This is a genomic window from Microbacterium sp. Root1433D1 (assembly GCF_001426835.1).
In the GTDB taxonomy this organism is placed as follows: domain Bacteria; phylum Actinomycetota; class Actinomycetes; order Actinomycetales; family Microbacteriaceae; genus Microbacterium; species Microbacterium maritypicum.
On the sequence record NZ_LMFN01000001.1, the window covers coordinates 248,126 to 266,727 of the forward strand.

The 18,602-nt window shown below is 70.1% G+C and carries 14 protein-coding genes; 7 read left to right on the forward strand and 7 right to left on the reverse strand.

The genetic code is table 11. From position 1 onward, the window contains the following. The 6 genes from ASD13_RS01120 (at position 1) to ASD13_RS01145 (ending at position 8,981) form a co-directional block, all read left to right on the forward strand. A complete protein-coding gene (locus ASD13_RS01120; protein ID WP_055864842.1) occupies positions 1-3,333 on the forward strand; it encodes a serine hydrolase in 3,333 nt (1,110 codons plus the stop codon). Then, positions 3,333-4,487 (forward strand): M20 family metallopeptidase, encoded by a 1,155-nt coding sequence (locus tag ASD13_RS01125; protein WP_055864845.1) that lies wholly within the window; start codon positions 3,333-3,335, stop codon positions 4,485-4,487. The genes ASD13_RS01120 and ASD13_RS01125 overlap by 1 nt, the downstream gene beginning before the upstream one ends. A 2-nt stretch (positions 4,488-4,489) precedes the next feature. Next, complete coding sequence (locus tag ASD13_RS01130) at positions 4,490-5,359, forward strand: hypothetical protein (RefSeq protein WP_055864848.1); 870 nt, start codon at positions 4,490-4,492, stop codon at positions 5,357-5,359. Then, complete coding sequence (gene menC / locus ASD13_RS01135) at positions 5,356-6,462, forward strand: o-succinylbenzoate synthase (RefSeq protein ID WP_055864852.1); 1,107 nt, start codon at positions 5,356-5,358, stop codon at positions 6,460-6,462. Before ASD13_RS01130 ends, menC begins: the two co-directional genes overlap by 4 nt. 124 nt (positions 6,463-6,586) lie before the next feature. Further along, the gene (locus ASD13_RS01140; protein WP_055864855.1) at positions 6,587-8,260 is read left to right on the forward strand and encodes a helix-turn-helix domain-containing protein; all 1,674 of its coding nucleotides are present in this window, start codon (positions 6,587-6,589) and stop codon (positions 8,258-8,260) included. Positions 8,261-8,519: 259 nt separating this feature from the next. Then, a complete protein-coding gene (locus ASD13_RS01145; RefSeq protein WP_055866768.1) occupies positions 8,520-8,981 on the forward strand; it encodes an Lrp/AsnC family transcriptional regulator in 462 nt (153 codons plus the stop codon). A gap of 28 nt (positions 8,982-9,009) precedes the next feature. On the opposite strand, the gene ASD13_RS01150 is transcribed toward ASD13_RS01145, so the two are convergent. From ASD13_RS01150 to rsmA, 3 genes are read right to left on the reverse strand one after another with little or no spacing between them, the layout of a single operon-like run. Beyond that, on the reverse strand, positions 9,010-9,942 hold the full coding sequence (locus ASD13_RS01150; protein WP_082531362.1) for a 4-(cytidine 5'-diphospho)-2-C-methyl-D-erythritol kinase: 933 nt from the start codon (positions 9,940-9,942) through the stop codon (positions 9,010-9,012). A gap of 7 nt (positions 9,943-9,949) precedes the next feature. Continuing rightward, positions 9,950-11,017 carry an L-glyceraldehyde 3-phosphate reductase gene (gene mgrA / locus ASD13_RS01155; protein ID WP_055864858.1) on the reverse strand — a complete coding sequence of 356 codons (1,068 nt, stop codon included), beginning with the start codon at positions 11,015-11,017 and terminating at the stop codon, positions 9,950-9,952. Between the two features lie 9 nt (positions 11,018-11,026). Beyond that, positions 11,027-11,908 carry a 16S rRNA (adenine(1518)-N(6)/adenine(1519)-N(6))-dimethyltransferase RsmA gene (gene rsmA / locus ASD13_RS01160; RefSeq protein ID WP_017828815.1) on the reverse strand — a complete coding sequence of 294 codons (882 nt, stop codon included), beginning with the start codon at positions 11,906-11,908 and terminating at the stop codon, positions 11,027-11,029. Between the two features lie 90 nt (positions 11,909-11,998). Between rsmA and ASD13_RS01165 the strand changes: the two genes are divergently transcribed. Next, positions 11,999-13,249, forward strand: coding sequence for an MFS transporter (locus ASD13_RS01165; protein ID WP_055864861.1), 1,251 nt, complete (start codon positions 11,999-12,001; stop codon positions 13,247-13,249). On the opposite strand, the gene ASD13_RS01170 is transcribed toward ASD13_RS01165, so the two are convergent. From ASD13_RS01170 to ASD13_RS01185, 4 genes are all read right to left on the reverse strand, one after another. Continuing rightward, entirely contained in the window at positions 13,228-14,106 is an 879-nt protein-coding gene (locus ASD13_RS01170) for a TatD family hydrolase (protein WP_055864864.1), read from the reverse strand. The two genes, ASD13_RS01165 and ASD13_RS01170, sit on opposite strands and share 22 nt — an antisense overlap. Before the next feature lie 29 nt (positions 14,107-14,135). Beyond that, positions 14,136-15,728, reverse strand: coding sequence for a methionine--tRNA ligase (metG, locus tag ASD13_RS01175; protein WP_055864867.1), 1,593 nt, complete (start codon positions 15,726-15,728; stop codon positions 14,136-14,138). A gap of 61 nt (positions 15,729-15,789) precedes the next feature. Further along, a complete protein-coding gene (locus tag ASD13_RS01180) occupies positions 15,790-17,331 on the reverse strand; it encodes a molybdopterin-dependent oxidoreductase (protein WP_235562442.1) in 1,542 nt (513 codons plus the stop codon). 63 nt (positions 17,332-17,394) lie between these two features. Beyond that, positions 17,395-18,564, reverse strand: coding sequence for a glycoside hydrolase family 1 protein (locus tag ASD13_RS01185; RefSeq protein ID WP_055864873.1), 1,170 nt, complete (start codon positions 18,562-18,564; stop codon positions 17,395-17,397). Positions 18,565-18,602 lie beyond the last annotated feature (38 nt).

The following is an 18,602-nucleotide window of genomic DNA, read 5'->3' on the forward strand; positions in this document are numbered from 1 at the left end:
ATGAACCGCGTCACCGTCGACGATCTGCTCTCCGTCCGCACGCCGGAGCAGCCCGCCCTCTCTCCGGACGGCACACGCGTGGCCTTCGTGCTGCGCACGACCGACCGCGACGGCGACCGCGACACGCGAGCGCTGTGGCAGGTGCCGGCCACCGGCGGGACCCCCGTCGCACTGACCCGCGCGACCGCGGACTCGACTCCGGTGTGGAGCCCGGACGGTTCGCAGCTGGCGTTCCTGCGTGCGCAGGACGGACCGGCGCAGATCTGGCTCCTTCCGTCCGCGGGGGGTGAGGCGCACGGGGTCACGACGCTTCCCCTCGGCGCCGGCGCACCGGCCTGGAGTCCCGACGGGGAGCGCATCGCCTTCACCGCGCCTGTCGACAGCGCGGCGCTCCCTGGCGAAGGGGCCGAGACGATCCTCGCGCGCCGGTCGGCACCGACCGCCGCCGACCGGCTCGGCTACAAGGCAGACGGCGCCGGCAACCTCGGCACCCTGGTGCAGCAGCTGCATGTGCTCGACGTCGCCTCGGGGAAGATCACGGTGCTCACTCACGGGCGCTCGCACGCATCCGAGCCGTTCTGGTCGCCCGACGGCACGCGGATCGCCTACTCCACGAGCGTCGACGACGACGCGGATCTGACGATGCGGATCCCCGTGTTCGTGCGCTCCTCGACCGATCCGAACAGCGAGGCCGTGCAGGTCAGCGCCGCCGATGTGCAGGCGACGGCCGTGGGCTGGACCCCGGATGGTCGCCATGTGCTCGCGGTCGGACGCACCGACACCGAGGTCGGCAATGCGGACCTGCTGCTCTTCCCGATCGACGGCGGCGATGCACGGAACGTCACGGCGAGCCTCGACCGCAACGTGATGCCGGGCGGTCCCGGCTACCCCGGCGGTATGCCGAAGTTCACGGACGACGGCGACATCGTGTTCTGCCTGCGCGACAACGGCTACTCGCACGTGTACCGCGTGGCACAGGACGGCACGGGAGCCGTGTCGCTCGTGGACGGCACCGCGAACGTGTCGGGGCTGTCGATCGCCGGATCCTCGGCCGCGATCGTGCTCGCGACGCCGGAGTCGTTCGGCGACGTCGCCCTCGTGGACCTCGGCGGCGGACCGACGCACATCCTCACCGCATACGGCACGCCCGACGTCGAGCTCGTCCCGGCCGAGGAACGCCGCTTCACCATCTCCGACGGCACCGTGGTCACCGGATGGCTGCGCCGCGATCCCGACGCCACGGGGCCTCTCCCGCTGCTGCTCGACGTGCACGGCGGGCCGCACAACGCCTGGAACGGTGCCGCTGACCTCATCCACCCGTACCACCAGGTGCTCGCGCGCCGCGGCTGGGCGATCCTCACCCTCAACCCCCGCGGCAGCGACGGCTACGGTGACGCGTTCTTCTCCGCGGTCTCCGGCGAGTGGGGCGTCAGTGACGCGAACGACTTCCTCGAGCCGATCGACCTGCTCGTGGCAGAGGGCATCGCGGACCCGGCCCGCCTCGCCGTCACAGGGTACAGCTACGGCGGCTTCATGACCTGTTACCTCACTTCGCGCGACGACCGCTTCGCCGCGGCCGTGGCCGGAGGTGTGGTCACCGACCTGTTCTCGATGGGCGGCACCTCCGATTTCGGCCACCATCTCTCCGCGAAGGAGAACGGCGGTCTGCCCTGGCGCGACGAGGAGCGCATCTCGGCACAGTCGCCGTACACGCAGGTCGACCGGGTTACCACTCCCACGCTCATCCTGCATGGCGCGGCGGACGACCGCTGCCCGGTGGGTCAGGCCGAGCAATGGTTCACGGCGCTGCACGAGCGGAACGTTCCCACGCGGCTCGTGCTGTACCCCGGCGGCTCGCACCTGTTCGTGCTCTCCGGCCCTCCCTCGCACCGGGCGGACTACTCCCGACGGGTGATCGACTGGGTGGAGCAGTATGCGCCGCCGGCGGGAAAGCCGGTGCGCGCACGTCTCGACGCCCGCCACTGGCAGCAGCGGCTGAGTGCCCTCGCCGAGGCGCACAAGGTTCCCGGTGCGACGCTCGGCATCCTCCGCCTCGGCGAGGATCCGGTGTATGCCCATCACGGCATACTCAACGTGCGCACCGGGATCGAGACCACCGACGACTCGGTGTTCCAGATCGGCTCGATGGGCAAGGTGTGGACGGCATCCGTGGTGATGCGCCTGGTCGACGAGGGTCGGCTCGATCTCGACGCCCCGATCGTCGATTACGTGCCGGAGTTCGCCTCGTCCGATGCCGAAGTCACCCGCACCGTCACGATGCGCCACCTGCTCAGTCACACCAGCGGGATCGACGGCGACGTGTTCACCGACACCGGTCGCGGTGACGACACCCTCGAGAAGTACGTCGCGCTGCTCGACGGGGTCGCGCAGAACCATCCGCTCGGTGCGACCATGTCGTACTGCAACTCGGGATTCGTGCTCGCCGGCCGCGTGATCGAGAAGATCACCGGCACCAGCTGGGATCAGTCCATGCGAGACCTGCTGTTCACCCCGCTCGGGCTCACGCACTCGTGCACGCTGCCGGAGGAGGCGATCATGTTCCGCGCGGCGAGCGGCCACACCGAGGTCGGCGACGAGGGACCGACGCTCGCCCCGGCGTGGATGCTCCCCCGCTCGATGGGGCCGGCGGGTCTCATCAACTCCACCACCGCCGACGTGCTCGCGTTCGCCCGCATGCACCTCACCGGGGGCCTGGCCGCCGACGGCACGCGGGTGCTCTCGGAGGCCAGCGTGGAGCGGATGCAGCAGCACGAGGTCGATGTGCCCGATCCGTACTCGATCGGCGACAGCTGGGGCATCGGCTGGATCCGGTTCGACTGGGGCGGCCGCAAGCTCGTCGGCCACGACGGCAACACCATCGGACAGTCGTCCTTCCTGCGCATCCTGCTCGACGAGGGCGTTGCGGTCACCCTGCTCGCCAACGGCGGGAACACCCGCGACCTGTACGACGCGCTCTTCGGGGAGATCTTCGCCGAGGTCGCCGACGTGCACCTGCCTGCGGGACTCGTCCCGCCCGAGGAGCCCTTCACCGCCGACTTCTCGGAGTTCGAGGGCATCTACCACCGGGCCGGTGTGCGCACCGAGATCTTCCGCGACGACGAGGGACTGCGCATGCGCACGACCTTGAACGGTCCCCTCGCGGCGCTGCTCCCCGACCCGGTGCAGGAGCACCCGCTGGTGCCCGTCCGCCCCGGCGAGTTCGTGATGCGCACGGAGGGTGAGCAGGCCTGGCACGCCGTGGTCTTCTACTCCCTGCCCAGCGGCGAGCGCTATCTGCACCACGGCGTGCGCGCAGCGCCGAAGGTGTCGTGATGAGCGTGCAGGCGGGCCGGGACCTCGACCTGGTCCTGGCCGACATCGAGACCCTCGTCTCCTGCGAGTCGCCGTCGGACGACCTCGATGCCGTCGCCCGCAGCGCCGATGTGCTCGCGGCCCTCGGCGAGAGGCTTCTGGGCACCGCGCCGGAGCGCATCGTGATCGACGGGCGCACCCACCTGCGCTGGCGGTTCGGCGATCCGGTCGTGCTCGTCCTCGGCCACCACGACACGGTCTGGCCCCTCGGCTCGCTGCAGCGGCTTCCTTTCCGGGTCGACGATGGCGTGCTGCGCGGCCCGGGATGCTTCGACATGAAGACCGGGGTCGTGATGGCCTTGCACGCCGTGGCGGCGCTGCCCGACCGCACCGGCGTCAGCATCCTGATCACGGGAGACGAGGAGCTGGGCTCTCCCAGCTCGCGCACGCTGATCGAGCAGGAGGCGCTCGGCTGCAGCGCGGCGTTCGTGCTCGAAGCCGCAGCCGATGACGGCGCCGTGAAGATCGCCCGCAAGGGCGTCTCGCTGTACCGCGTGCATATCGCGGGGCGGGCGGCGCACGCCGGACTGGAACCGGAACGCGGTGTGAACGCCGCGGTCGAGGCCGCGCACCTGCTGCTCGCGATCTCCCGGCTCGGCGACGCGAACGCCGGAACCAGCGTGACCCCCACGCTCCTGCGCGCCGGCAGCACCACGAACACGGTGCCGGCCGAGGCGGAGTTCGCGGTCGATGTGCGGGTGCGCACGGTCGCCGAGCAGGACAGGGTGGATGCGGCACTCCGCGCCATCCCCGCGACGCTTCCGGGTGCGTCCATCCGCGTGGAGGGTGGTGCGAACCGTCCTCCGCTGGAGCCGGGATCATCGGCGCACCTGTTCGCACAGGCCGTCGCGATCGGCGAGAGCTCCGGCCTGACTCCGTTCCAGGGTGTTGCGGTCGGCGGGGCCTCCGACGGCAACTTCACCGCGGCTCTCGGCGTACCGACACTCGACGGCCTGGGCGCTGTGGGCGGCGGCGCGCACGCCGACGACGAGCATGTGGTGGTCGCGATGATCCTCGAGCGCACGTTGCTGCTGCGGGAGCTGATCGCCGCCGCACTGGCTGACCGAGAGAGATCCGCTACAGGGCACGGGACGCCGGCAGGAGGAAGGGTATGAGCATGACGGATGCCGCGGCCTTCCGCGCCTCGCCGGAGGAAGCCTCCGACGCCGCGATCGCCGCCGCCACGAGAGCCGGGGTGGAGATCCGGCTGCTCTCCGAAGTGGGCGATTTCGCCAGGGTCGCCGCGCTGTTCCAGAGCATCTGGACGAAGCAGGGCGAGACCTCCCCCGTCAACGTCGAGACGCTGCGGGCCCTGTCGAAGGCCGGCAGCTATGTGGGCGGCGCGTTCGAGCACGACGAGCTCGTCGGCGCATGCTTCGGGTTCTTCGCCGCGCCCGATCAGCGCGCCCTGCACAGCCACATCGCCGGTGTCTCCTCGCGGATGCGGGGGCGCAGCGTCGGCTTCGCCCTCAAGGTGCATCAGCGCGCGTGGGCGCTGGAGGAAGGACTCGACGAGATCTCCTGGACCTTCGATCCGCTCATCAGCCGCAACGCGCACTTCAACCTCGTGAAGCTCGCCGCGACGCCGACGTCGTACCACCGCAACTTCTACGGGCACATGGCCGACGCCCTCAACGGTGCCGACGACACCGACCGGATGCTGGTGACCTGGTACGTGCGCGACCCCCGGGTCGTGGCGGCCTGTCACGGGGAGCCATTCGACGCTGCGCGCGACATCGCGGCCGCCGAGCCGCTGCTCGGTGTGGGCGAGGATCTCGGACCGCTCCGCCATCGCACCGACGCGCGACTGGTGCGCGTGGCACTGCCGCGCGACATCGAGACGTTGCGCCTCACGGAGCCGGCGCTTGCGACCGCGTGGCGTCTGGCGCTGCGCGAGACTCTCGGATCATCGCTGGAGGGTGGAGGGCGCGTGCTCTCGTTCGACCGCTCCGGCGCGTACACCATCGACAGAGGAGAACAGGGATGAAGCTCACCGGATTCGAGCTGCGTGTGATCGAGATGCCGCTGGTGTCGCCGTTTCGGACGTCGTTCGGCGTGCAGACCGTGCGCGAGGCGCTGGTGGTCCGCGCCGTCACCGACGAGGCGGAGGGCTGGGGCGAGGGTGTCGCGATGAACGACCCGCTGTACTCCTCGGAGTACGTCGAGGCGAGCGTCGATGTGATCACTCGATTCCTGCTGCCGGCGCTCGCCCAGGTGAAGGATCTGGATGCCGGGGGCGTCGCTCCTGCTCTCGCGAAGTTCAAGGGGCATCGCATGTCGAAGGCCGCCGTCGAGCTGGCGATCCTCGATGCCGAGCTGCGGGCCACCGGAGTGCCCCTCTCCCGCGAGCTCGGCGCCGTGCGCGACCGGGTCGACTGCGGCGTCTCGGTGGGGATCATGGACTCGATCCCCGAGCTGCTGGGCGCGGTGGGCGGCTACCTCGACGAGGGGTACGTGCGCATCAAGCTCAAGATCGAGCCGGGATGGGACATCGAGCCCGTGCGCGCCGTGCGCGAGCGCTTCGGCGACGACGTGCTGCTGCAGGTCGACGCGAACACCGCCTACCACCGCGGCGATGCGCGGCATCTCGCCAAGCTCGATCCGTTCGACCTGCTCCTGATCGAGCAGCCGCTCGACGAGGAGGACCTGCTCGGCCACGCGCAGCTGGCCAGGGCGATCACGACCCCGGTGTGCCTGGACGAGTCGATCGTGTCGGCCAGGGCGGCGGCGGACGCGATCGCTCTCGGCGCGTGCTCCATCGTGAACATCAAGCCGGGTCGCGTCGGCGGGTACCTCGAAGCGCGTCGCATCCACGACGTGTGCGTCGCCAACGACATCCCGGTGTGGTGCGGCGGGATGCTGGAGACCGGGATCGGGCGCGCGGCGAACGTCGCCCTCGCCGCCCTGCCGGGCTTCACGCTCCCAGGCGACACCTCGGGTTCCGGCCGCTACTACTCGCGCGACATCACCGATCCCTTCGTCGTGGAAGATGGCACGCTCACGGTTCCCACGGGGCCGGGGATCGGGGTCACCCCCGACCCCGATGCGCTGGACGCCGTGACGGTGCGCACCGAGTGGATCACCCTCTGAACGCGGGCTGACGTCCCGGGTGGGGCACGATGATCCTGTCGAGATCGACGAAGAGTCGATACGATTTCGTCGTGCCCCACAGCTCCGCGACCGGCGGTCGCCCCCTAGCCTGGGCCCTGTGCTCATGTCCGTGACGACCAGGCCCCGCGCCAGCCTCGGCCGGGTCATCGAAGACCTCGGCACCACGCTGCTCGAAGTGGTGAGCGGCGCGGCCGACGACGACGCCGAGATCGAGACCGTCGTGATCCACGACGTTCTCGACGACGCGATGCCGATGCGCGGTGCGCTCGTGCTGGGCGTCGGGCTGAGCGATCCGGATGAGATCGCCGCGTTGCTGCGGACCCTCGCCGCCCAGCACGCCTCCGCCCTCGTGCTGCGCGCTCCGGTGCGGGCGGAGCAGCCGGTGCGCGAAGCGTCCGAGGCCAGCGGCATCCCGGTCCTCGCCCTCACCCGCGGTGCGTCGTGGGCACAGCTGACGGCGATGCTGCGCTCGCTGATCGCCGAGGGCGACGTCGGCGACCAGGCGGCCACGACGCTGGGCGGGATGCCCTCCGGCGACCTGTTCGCGCTCGCGAATGCGATCGCGACCTTGCTGAATGCGCCGGTCACGATCGAGGACCGCAACTCCCGGGTGGTCGCGTTCTCCGGTCGCCAGCACGAAGCCGATCCGGCCCGCATCGAGACGGTGCTCGGTCGGCAGGTACCCGAACGGTTCGCCCGGCAGCTCGAGGAGCGCGGCGTCTTCCAGGAGCTGTACCGCAGCGAGGATCCGATCGACGTCGGTCCTGTGCTCAACACCGAGGGCCTCCCCTCGTTCCCCCGCGTGGCGCTCGCGGTACGCGCCGGCGATGAGATCCTCGGCTCGATCTGGGCCGCGGTGCAGGAGCCCCTCTCCCCCGATCGCGTGCAGGCGCTCAAGGACTCCGCGGGCCTGGTGGCGCTACATCTGCTGCGGCTGCGCGCCGGAGCGGACGTCGAGCGTCGGCTGCGCGCCGACCTGCTCGCCACGATCCTCGAAGGAGGCCCGGGGGCGGCGGATGCGACGGCGCGACTTCGTCTGAGCGACCACCGATGCGTGGTGCTCGCGTTGTCGGCCACAGAAGAGGTCGACGACGAGCCGTCCGCCGGAGCCCGCGGAGTGGCCGAGCGGCAGCGGATCGCCGATGCGTTCGCCGTGCATCTGGGCGCCGTGTATCTCCGTTCGGCGGTGGCCGTGATCGGAAACGTCGTGTACGCCGTCGTCGGCATCCGCCCGGAGCAGGGCGACGCCGATCCCGGCGATGCGAAGACCAGCGATGCCGACAGCCGTGCCGCGCGGGTCGCGGCGGACTTCCTCGGCCGGCTCGGCGCGACGAGCGAGATCCGCATCGGGGTCGGCACCGTGGCGCAGGAGGCAGCGAGCATCCCGTCGTCGCGCGCGAACGCCGACCGCGCGCTCCGTGTGGTCCGTCAGGCGCCCTCGCGCGAACCCGTGGCACGCTTCACGGCCGTGCAGATGGAAGCCCTGCTGGTCGAGCTCGGCGACCTCGTCCGCGCCCGGGGCGACCAGCCGACCGGTCCGGTCGCGCAGCTGCTGGCGCAAGACCGGGAGAAGGGCACGCATCTGGTCGAGACGCTGCGGGCCTGGCTCGACGCCTTCGGAGATGTGGCGGTCGCCGCCGCACGGGTCTACACGCACCCCAACACGTTCCGCTACCGGCTGCGCCGCCTGTCGGAGATCAGCGGACTCGATCTGACCGATCCGGAAGCCCGGTTCTCGGCCATGGTGCAGCTGCGCCTGCTGGTGCCCCGGGACTGACGCACGACGTGCGATGACAGCGCCTGCCCCGCCCCTCATCGGGACGGGGCCGACAGAGGCTCGTGGCCCGTCGCCGTCTGCACTCGGCGACTGCGGGCTCGTGGCCTCCGCGTCGAGTGCGCTCGATGTCCGCTCGTGGCCGACATCCTGCGTTTCTGACACTGATTCCAACACACGGCGATCACGAAGACCATAGAGTGGATTCTGATTGATCAATTCGATCAATCATGACCCGATGACGAAGGCGACGGTGATCGAAATGGCCAACCTCGACGAGACCGACCGGAGGATCCTCACGGTGCTCGACACGGACCCGCGGCGGCCGGTCGCCCTGATCGCCCAGGATCTGGGTCTCGCCCGCGGCACGGTGCATGCCCGTCTCGACCGCCTCGAATCGGGCGGATACCTGCGCGCGCACAGCTCGCGCATCCTCCCTCAGGCCCTGGGTCGCGGCGTCGCGGCGTCGATCCTGGTCGAGTTGGATCAGCATCAGATCACCGCCGCCATCGATGCCCTCAGCCGCGTGCCCGAGGTGCTGGAGTGCTTCGCTCCCGCCGGCGACACCGACCTGCTGCTGCGGGTCGTCGCCAAGGACCCGGACGACCTCTACCGCGTGGCAGAAGTCGTGCGCCTATGCCCCGGCATCCTCCGCACCTCGACGAGTCTCTTCCTCCGCGAGGTGATCCCCTACCGTGTGAGCGCCCTGCTCAACGCGGGGTGAGGCCGCATCCCGCCGAAACGGCGTCCGCTCAGCCGATGATGCGCGCGCCGGGCACCGGACCGTGCACGTGGAGCGGATCGAGACCGGTCTCCCGCAGGGAGGACTGCACGTCCTGTGCCGTCTCGGGGTCGGGGCAGAGCAGCGCGACCGTGGGTCCTGATCCCGACACGATGCCCTGGAGCGCGCCGGCGGCGACGCCCTGCCGGATCGTCTCGGCGAGGTCGGGCCGTTCGTAGAGGGCCGCGGCCTGCAGGTCGTTGAACAGCGTCTCGGCGAGCTGGACCGGGTCGCCCGACCGGAGAGCCTGCAGCACCGGGATCGGCACGTCCAGCGACAGCGGCGGGTCGTCGGCGAGGGCGCCCTCCTCCTCGCGCAGCAGGTCGAGACGTTCGTAGACCACGGGCGTCGAGAGGCCCTGCTCGCTGGGCACCAGGATCCAGTCGAAGCGACCCCGTGCGAGCGCCGGATTGAGCTGATCGCCGCGGCCGGTGCCCACCGCCGTGCCGCCGTGCAGCGCGAACGGCACATCGGCGCCGAGGCGGGCGGCCAGATCGTGCAGACGGGTCTGCGACAGGCCCGTGCCCCACAGTGCGTCGCAGGCGACCAGCGCCGCCGCGGCATCGGCTGATCCGCCGCCCATGCCGCCGGCCACGGGCACGCTCTTGCGGATCTCGAGCGCGACGCCGCCCCGGTGATCCACCGCCACCGCGAGCAGCTTGGCCGCACGCATCGCCAGGTTGCGGTCGTCGAGGGGGACCGAGTCGATGTCTTCCACACCAGAGACCGTGACCGAGAAGTCGTCGGCAGGGCGTGCGATCACGTCTTCGTAGAGCGAGACCGCTTGGAAGACCGTCGCCAGCGCGTGGTAGCCGTCGTCATGCCGGCCGCCGACCCCGAGGAAGACGTTGATCTTGCCCGGGGCGCGCACGTGCACGGAATCGGCGAACGCGGCATGGCTCATGATCGGCTCACAGCTCCGAGGACTTCGCCCACAGGTTGACGTCGATGGCACCGGCGAGCTCGTCGATACGGGCGAGCTCCTCGGTGGTGAAGGCAGGGCCGTTCACGGCCGCGATGTTCTCGTCGAGCTGCTCCGGACGCGAGGCTCCGATCAGCGCGGAGGCCACGACGGGCGTGCGCAGCGTCCACTGCAGCGCGAGCTGCGCAAGCGACTGGCCGCGACCCTGTGCGACCTCGTTGAGCGAGCGCAGCGTCTGGACGGCCTCCTCTGTGAGCCGGCCCTCGGGCAGCGAGCCGCGCTTCTGCGCGCGCTCGGCCGTGCCGTCTCCGAGGTACTTGTCGGTGAGCAGCCCCTGCGCCAGCGGCGTGAAGGCGATCGCCCCGAGGCCCGACTGCTCGAGCGTGTCGGTCAGTCCGTCTTCGACCCAGCGGTTGAGGATCGAGTACGCCGGCTGGTGGATGACGAGCGGTGTGCCGAGGTCGTTCGCGACCGCGACGGCTTCTGCCGTGCGCTCGGCGCTGTACGACGAGATGCCAACGTAGAGCGCCTTGCCCTGGCGGACGAGGGTATCGAGGGCGCCGACCGTCTCAGCGATCGGGGTGACCGGGTCGACTCGGTGCGAGTAGAAGATGTCGACGTAGTCGAGCCCCATGCGGGTCAGCGACTGCTCGGCGCTCGCGAGGATGTACTTGCGGCTCGCGAAGTCGCCGTACGGCCCCGGCCACATGTCCCATCCGGCCTTCGACGAGATGATCAGCTCGTCGCGGTACGGGCGGAAGTCCTCGGCGAAGATGCGGCCGAAGTTCTTCTCGGCCGAGCCGTAGGGCGGACCGTAGTTGTTCGCCAGATCGAAGTGGGTGATGCCGCGGTCGAACGCGTGGCGCAGCAGTGCGCGCTGATTGTCGAGCGGGATGTTGTCGCCGAAGTTCCACCACAGCCCGAGCGAGATCGGCGGCAGGTACAGGCCGGAGGTGCCGACCTGCCGGTAGGCGAACTGCTGATAGCGACTCTCGTCGGCCGCGTACGGACGGTGCAGCTCGGGGACATCGGGGCGGAAGCGGGGGGACTCGTTCACGGTGCCAGGTTACTGGGTGGGAGCGACGTCGTCGGTGAGAACCTCGGACGCGGCCGCGTGCTGTGCGATGCGCTGGTAGTCCTCGACGGTGAGGTCCTCGCCTCGAGCCGTCGGCGCGACGCCGGCGGCGAGCAGCACCTCGGAGGCCGCCGCGGAGCTGCCGAAGATGCCGGACAGCGCCTGACGGAGCATCTTGCGACGCTGGTTGAAGGCGGCGTCGACGATCCGGAACGTGCGACGACGTTCCTCTTCGGTGCCCCGCTCCCCTTCGGAACGGTCGAAGCCGACGAGCAGGCTGTCGACATTCGGAACCGGCCAGAACACCTGACGGGAGACGTTCCCGGAGAGCTTCCAGTCGCCGTACCAGGCGGCCTTGACGCTGGGCGAGCCGTAGATCTTCGAACCGGGCTTCGCGGCCAGCCGCTCGGCGACCTCGGCCTGGACCATCACGACACCACGCTGCAGATAGGCGAAGTTCTCGAGGAAGTGCAGCAGCACCGGCACCGAGACGTTGTAGGGCAGGTTGGCCACCAGCACCGTCGGCTCGCCAGGCAGCTCGGTGATGCGCAGCGCATCGGCATCGACGACCGTGAGGCGGTCGGCTTCGACGCCGTGCTCGGCGGCGGTCTGCGCGAGGCGGGCCGCGAGGCGGTGATCGATCTCGACGGCCGTGACCGATGCGCCGGTCTCCAGGATCGCGAGTGTCAGCGACCCGAGCCCCGGGCCGACCTCGACCACGCGCTCGTCCGGCTGCACGCGGGCCGCCTGCACGATCTTGCGCACGGTGTTCGCGTCGGTGACGAAGTTCTGGCCGAGCTTCTTCGTGGGGGTGACGTCGAGCTCGGCGGCGAGGCGGCGGATCTCGGTGGCGCCGAGCAGGGTGACGGTCATCCTCCCATTCTCCCCCACGGCACCGATGTCTCCCGCCGTCAGTAGTCTTCTCTGGTGCCCTCCCTCGGTGAACTCGTCGCGCCCCGCCGCATGGGCCGGGACTTCCGATGGCTGCTCGCCTCCTCGTGGACGAGCAACATCGGCGACGGCGTCGCCCTCGCGGCCGCTCCCCTGCTCATCGCGTCGATGACCTCCTCGCCGATCCTTGTGGCGGCCGGTGCGATCCTGCAGTTCCTCCCCTGGCTGCTGTTCGGGCTGCACGCGGGCGCGATCGCCGACCGCTTCGACCGTCGGCGCCTCGTCATGTTCGCGAACGCCGCCAGGGCCGTGGTGCTCGCGGCGCTGTGCATCTTCCTCATCACGGGCGTCGCGAACATCTGGATCGTGCTCGCCGTCGCGTTCCTCTACGGCACCGCCGAGGTCTTCGTCGACACTGCGGGCAGCACTCTGCTGCCGATGCTCGTGAAGCCCGCCGACCTCGGGATCGGCAACGCTCGTCTGCAGGCCGGATACCTCGTGGCGAACCAGTTCGCCGGCCCGCCGCTGGGCGCGTTCCTGTTCGCCGCGGGCACCGCCTGGCCGTTCCTGCTCGAGGTGGTGTGCGTGAGCTTCGCGGTCGTGCTCATCTCGCGCATGGCCAAGACGCCCGTCCCGCCCCGCGAGACCGACACGCATCCTCCCGTGCACACCGACATCGCCGAAGGTCTGCGCTGGCTGTGGCGCAACCCTCCGGTGCGCATGCTCGTGCTCATCATCCTGGTCTTCAACATCACCTGGGCAGCCCCCTGGGGCGTGCTCGTGCTGTACGCCACCGAGCACCTGCACATGGGCGCTGTCGGCTACGGAGCGCTCACGACCGCGTCAGCGGCCGGCGGCATCCTCGCGACGCTCAGCTTCGGCTGGCTGGAGAGGCACGTGTCCTTCGCGACGCTGATGCGGGTGGTGCTGTCGCTCGAAGTGCTCATGCACCTGTCGTTCGCGCTGACCACGACCGGCTGGGTCGCGCTGGTCATCATGTTCTTCTTCGGCGCCTATGCGTTCGTGTGGGGCACGATCTCCACGACCGTGCGGCAGCGCCTGGTGCCCGCCGAGCTGCAGGGGCGGGTGGCCTCGGTGAACATGGTCGGAGTCTTCGGCGGCATGGTCGTCGGACAGGCGCTCGGCGGCGTGATCGCCCAGGTATGGGGGCTCACCGCGCCGTGGTGGTTCGCGTTCGTCGGCGCGGCCCTCACGCTGCTGCTGGTGTGGAAGCCCATCTCACAGATCGTGTCGGCGAAGCCCATCGCCGACACCGGGCCCGACGACGCGGAACCCGCGAGTCAGTCGGCGAACGAGCCGTAGACCCGCAGGGTGTTCTCGGCGAGCTGGGCGCACAGCTCATCCACGTCGATGCCGAGCTCCGCAGCCATGAAGCGCACCGTGATCGGCACGAGGTACGGCGCGTTCGGGCGGCCTCGCAGCGGCACCGGAGTGAGGAACGGGGCGTCCGTCTCGACCAGGATGCGATCGAGCGGGGTGACCTGCAGCGCGTCGCGCAGGTTCTGGGCGTTCTTGAACGTGAGGTTGCCCGCGAACGACAGGTGGTAACCGGCGTCGGCGCAGATGCGGGCCATCGCGTCATCGCCCGAGAAGCAGTGGAACACCGTGCGCTCCGGCGCACCGACGCGGGCGAGCGTCTCCAGCACCGCCTCGTGCGCGTCGCGATCGTGGATCTGCATCGCGATCCCGTGCTTCTTCGCGAGGGCGATGTGCGCCTCGAACGACTCGAACTGCGGCGCCTGCCGCTCGGGCTCCGTGCGGAAGAAGTCCAGGCCCGTCTCGCCGATCGCCCTGGTGCGCGGGTGGGCGGCGAGTTCGTCGATCACCGCGATCGCCTCGTCGAGTCGACCTTCCTCGGCATAGGTCGGCGCGTCGTTGGGATGGATCGCGACGGCGGCGAGCACGCGCGGGTCGGATGCCGCGGCCTCGACAGCCCACCGCGACGACTCGATGTCGCCCGAGGCCTGGACGACCCCGGCGATGCCCACGGCCGCCGCGCGGTCGAGCTGTTCGGTCAGCGACAGCGGCTCGTCGCCGTCGACGATCTCGAGGTGCGCATGGTTGTCGTACACCGGAACCGTCAGCGGCTCAGGGGCGGACGGATACTTCAGATCCTTGCGTCCGTCCCCCGAGCGCTCACGCACGTAGGTCTCGGCCATGTCGTCGAGCTCCGTCGTCGGGCCGCGGCTCAGGCCGTGGTCTCCACCCGCGGGAACAGCGGGGCGAGGCCGTTCACGCTGGTACCGGGACGAAGCACGCCCCAGGTGCCGGCCTCGCGGATCGGCTGGTCCTGCAGACGGCCCAGGCTCTCAGCGGCCCCGAGGGCGATCCAGAGCTTCTCGGTCGACTGCGGCATCACCGGCGAGAGCAGCACCGCGAGCGCGCGCAGGCCCTCGGCGCAGGTGTACAGCACGGTGCCGAGGCGCGCGCGCTGGTCCTCGTCTCCGCTGTTCGCCTGCTTGGCCAACGCCCACGGCTCGTTCACGGTGATGTAGCCGTTCAGCGCGTCGACGATCGTCCAGATCGACGAGATCGCCTCATCGATGCGGAATTGCGCGACCGCGGCATCCGCGTTCGTCGCCGCATCCGCCACGATCTTCTGGATCGCGAGATCCTTCTCGGTGTACTCGGCCGCGGGGGGAACGACGCCCTCGAAGTACTTCTCGATCATCGCGGTCGTGCGCGAGGCGAGGTTGCCGAAGCCGTTCGCGAGCTCGGCCTGATAGCGGGCCGACAGGTCTTCCCACGAGAACGAGCCGTCCTGGCCGAAGGCGATCGCGGAGAGGAAGTAGAAGCGGTAGGCGTCGGAACCGAAGACATCGGTGATCTCGGTCGGCGCGATGCCGGTGAGCTTCGACTTCGACATCTTCTCGCCGCCGACGAGCAGCCAGCCGTGCGCGAAGACGCCCTTGGGCACCTCGAGGCCCGCCGCCATCAGCAGCGCCGGCCAGATCACCGCGTGGAAGCGCAGGATGTCCTTGCCGACCACGTGGTACGCGGGCCAGCGACGCTCGAACGTCTCCTCGTCGGAGCCGTAGCCCACCGCCGTGGCGTAGTTGAGCAGGGCGTCGACCCACACGTAGATGACGTGCGACTCGTCCCACGGCAGCGGGATGCCCCAGTCGAACGTCGACCGCGAGATCGACAGGTCCTTGAGTCCCTGGCTCACGAAGGAGACGACCTCGTTGCGTGCCGAGTCGGGGCGCACGAAGTCGGGCTGGGTCTTGTAGAGCTCGAGCAGACGGTCCTGGAACTCGCTGAGCTTGAAGAAGTAGTTCTTCTCCTGCAGCAGCTCCAGCGGCTTCGAGTGGATCGCACAGACCTTCAGCCCCTCGAAGGGACCGGTGCCGTCGACGATCTCCGACTCGGGCTTGAACTCCTCGCAGCCCACGCAGTAGAGCGCCTCGTACTCGCCCGCGTAGATGTAGCCGCGGTCGTAAAGGCGCTGGAAGAACGTCTGCACGTTCGTCTCGTGGCGTTCCTGCGTGGTGCGGATGAAGTCGTCGTTGGCGACGTCGAGCGTCGTCAGCAGCGGGAACCAGCTCTCGCTGACGAGCTTGTCGACCCACTCCTGCGGGGTGACGTTGTTCGCCGCCGCGGCCCGCAGCATCTTCTGCCCGTGCTCGTCGGTGCCCGTGAGCATCCAGGTGTCATCCCCCGCCTGGCGGTGCCACCGTGCGAGCGTGTCGACGGCCACCGTCGTGTACCCGTGGCCGATGTGAGGCACGTCGGACGGGTAGTAGATGGGCGTGGTGATGTAGAAGGATTCGCCTGCGGGCATGGAGCAATTCTAGGCGGGATACCGCGGGGGGTTACGCCGTGCGCCCGAGGTCTCCCCCGGCTCACGCCACCGACACGTCGATCCGATGCCACCCCTGCGCGCCGTCGGGCGCGGGGGCCGCCGGATCCGCTGTCTGCGTCTCGCCATCGACGCTGAGCGCCCGGCATTCGACGGTGTGCGCGCCGCTCTCCGCCACCCAGTCGATGCTCCACTGCACCCACGTGTCGGCCGAGATGGCGGTCGCGAGTTCCGCGGCACGCCAGGGACCGTCGTCGATGCGCACCTCGACGCCGGCGATGCCGACGTGCTGCTGCCAGGCCATTCCGGCGATCACCGCGTCACCCGCCGGGATCGACTGCCCGCGGCGTGGCACGTCGATGCGCGACTGCAGCTTGACCGGTCCGCGATCGGACCATCCCCGCGTCGTCCAATAGGCCTTCGCACGGTCGAACCGCGTCACCTCCAGCTGCGTGACCCACTTCGTGGCCGACACGTAGCCGTAGAGCCCCGGCACCACCATCCGCACCGGGAAGCCGTGCTCGATCGGCAGCGGCTCGCCGTTCATGCCGACCGCGAGCAGGGCGTCGCGGTCATCGGTCAGAGCCTCGATCGGGGTCGATGCCGTGAAGCCGTCGGCGGAGGTCGAGAGCACCATGTCGGCCTCGGCGTCGACGCCCGCACGTGCGAGCAGCTCCCGCACCGGCACACCCAGCCAGCGGGCGTTGCCGATCAGCGAGCCGCCCACTTCGTTCGACACGCACGCCAGCGTCACGTCGGACTCCTGCATCGGCATGGCGAGCAGCTGGTCCCAGGTGATCTCCACCTCGCGGTCGACCATCCCGTGGATGCGCAGCGACCAGTCGGCAGGATCGACCTGCGGCACGATCAGGGCGGTGTCGATGCGGTAGAACTCCGCGTTCGGGGTCACGACGGAGGCGAGGCCGGGTATCCCCAGCTCCGCGCCGGCGGCGACCGGGGCGGCCGGTCGTGCCGAGACAGGCAGTCGCAGTGCCGCGCGGACCGCCTCGATCGAACGGGTCGCGCCGCGGGCGACGTTCCCGACGATGAGGGCGACGGCGCCGGCGGCGGCGACCCCGGCGGTCCAGATCAGGAACCGTCTCCGATCCTCGCCGTCGGGTGGCAGGCCGGCGACCGGACGCAGTCGAGCGACGAGGAGGCGCAGGACGATCACCGCGACCAGACCGGCGACGAGACCGGGAAGCCATGCGAACGGCCCCGCACCGGGACGGATCATCGCGGCGACGACGGCGAGGACGCCGAGTGCTCCCAGGATCACGGCGCCGACACCGGACCGTCGACGCTCCAGGATGCCCGCGCCGGCGGCGACGACCACGAGCACCAGAGCGATACCCACGATCAGCGCCACCTTGTCGCCGGTGCCGAACAGCGCGATGGCTGTGTCCTTCGCCCAGCTCGGTGCGAGGTCGATGAGCCCGCTGCCGATCACGGCGAACGGGCTCGCGCTCGGCTCCACCACCGCGGCGACGAGTTCCGCCAGGCCGACGGCGAGGAACGATGCGCTCAGTCCGGCTGCGGCCGAGCGGAGCGTGTCCTCCCTGGTCGCGTGCATGGCGTTCGTCATGACCCGAGGGTAACCCCGCCACGGATGCCGGGGGCGCATCCGAGGCGGGGTCGTCGACCGGTCTCAGAGACCGTTGCGGCGCGCGACCTCACCCAGCCACGCGAGCGAGGGCTTCGGCGAGCGCGCGAACGTCTCGTGGTCGAAGCCGATCAGCCCGAACGTGGGCCGGAAGCCGCTGGCCCACTCGTAGTTGTCCAGGGCGCTCCAGTGCTGGTAAGCGCGCACGTCGATGCCGTCGGAGATCGCGCGGTGCAACCCCTCCAGCGCTCCCTGCGTGTAGGCGATTCGCCGGGTGTCGTCGGCGGTCGCGATGCCGTTCTCGGTCACGAGCACCGGCACGCCGCCACTGCGCTCCCAGGCGCTGCGCACACCCATCTCGAGGGCCTCGGGGAAGAACTCCCAGCCGGTCAGCGTGGTCTCGACGTCCGGCGACACCGGCAGCGGACCCTCCGGGCCGATGAAGGTGCGGGTGTAGGCCTGCACTCCGACGAAGTCGTCGCCGGCCGACTGGTCGAGGTACCAGTGGTCGCGCGGGTCGCCGTACGTGGCGAGCATCTCGTCGGCGCCGGGCTCACCGGTGGAGTGGAACGCCTGCGTGGCGATCGTCCATCCGGCCTTGACTCCCGGTACCGAGTGCAGGATCTCGGTGGCACGGTGGTGCGCCGCGAGCAGCGTGTCGGCCACGGCGAGGTCGGGGTTCGGGAGGCCGTAGGCGACCAGATTCGCCGCGTCCTCTCCCCCGGCCAGCATCGCGGCGATGTTCGGCTCGTTGATGGTGCACACGTAGTCGATGCCGTCGAGGATCGGCAGCACGGTCTCGACGTAGCGGGCGAACAGGTCGACCGCATCATCGGCGCGCCAGAAGCCGTCCTTCTGGAACCACTGCGGCACCGTGAAGTGCATGAGCGTGACCGTGGGGTCGAGCCCGTTCTCGCGCGCCGTGTCGATCATGCGGCGGTAGTGGTCGAGCATCGCCCGGGAGACGAAGCCGCGCTCGGGCTCGATCCGCGCCCACTCCACCGAGAATCGGTAGGAGTTCAGCCCGGCGTCGGCGAGCAGCCGCATGTCCTCCGGGTAGCGATGGAAGTGATCGGCGGCGTCGCCGGAGGGCTCCACCATGGGCGAGCCGGGGGCGTGTTCCATCGCCCACCAGTTGCTCGTGGTGTTGTTGCCCTCCACCTGGTGGGCCGCTGTCGCGGCACCCCACAGGAAGCCGTCGGGGAATGCGAGCACGAGTGCTCCTCTCGGTGTTGATGTACGGATCGAGGGTT

Coding starts and splice junctions, on each gene's coding strand:
- rsmA (WP_017828815.1), bottom strand. CDS start 11,908: ATGACCGTCACCCTGCTCGGCGCCACCGAGATCCGCCGCCTCGCCGCC.
- ASD13_RS01140 (WP_055864855.1), top strand. CDS start 6,587: ATGTCCGTGACGACCAGGCCCCGCGCCAGCCTCGGCCGGGTCATCGAA.
- ASD13_RS01125 (WP_055864845.1), top strand. CDS start 3,333: ATGAGCGTGCAGGCGGGCCGGGACCTCGACCTGGTCCTGGCCGACATC.
- metG (WP_055864867.1), bottom strand. CDS start 15,728: ATGCCCGCAGGCGAATCCTTCTACATCACCACGCCCATCTACTACCCG.
- ASD13_RS01145 (WP_055866768.1), top strand. CDS start 8,520: ATGGCCAACCTCGACGAGACCGACCGGAGGATCCTCACGGTGCTCGAC.
- ASD13_RS01180 (WP_235562442.1), bottom strand. CDS start 17,331: ATGACGAACGCCATGCACGCGACCAGGGAGGACACGCTCCGCTCGGCC.
- ASD13_RS01165 (WP_055864861.1), top strand. CDS start 11,999: ATGGGCCGGGACTTCCGATGGCTGCTCGCCTCCTCGTGGACGAGCAAC.
- ASD13_RS01120 (WP_055864842.1), top strand. CDS start 1: ATGAACCGCGTCACCGTCGACGATCTGCTCTCCGTCCGCACGCCGGAG.
- ASD13_RS01130 (WP_055864848.1), top strand. CDS start 4,490: ATGACGGATGCCGCGGCCTTCCGCGCCTCGCCGGAGGAAGCCTCCGAC.
- ASD13_RS01170 (WP_055864864.1), bottom strand. CDS start 14,106: ATGGCCGAGACCTACGTGCGTGAGCGCTCGGGGGACGGACGCAAGGAT.
- menC (WP_055864852.1), top strand. CDS start 5,356: ATGAAGCTCACCGGATTCGAGCTGCGTGTGATCGAGATGCCGCTGGTG.
- ASD13_RS01150 (WP_082531362.1), bottom strand. CDS start 9,942: ATGAGCCATGCCGCGTTCGCCGATTCCGTGCACGTGCGCGCCCCGGGC.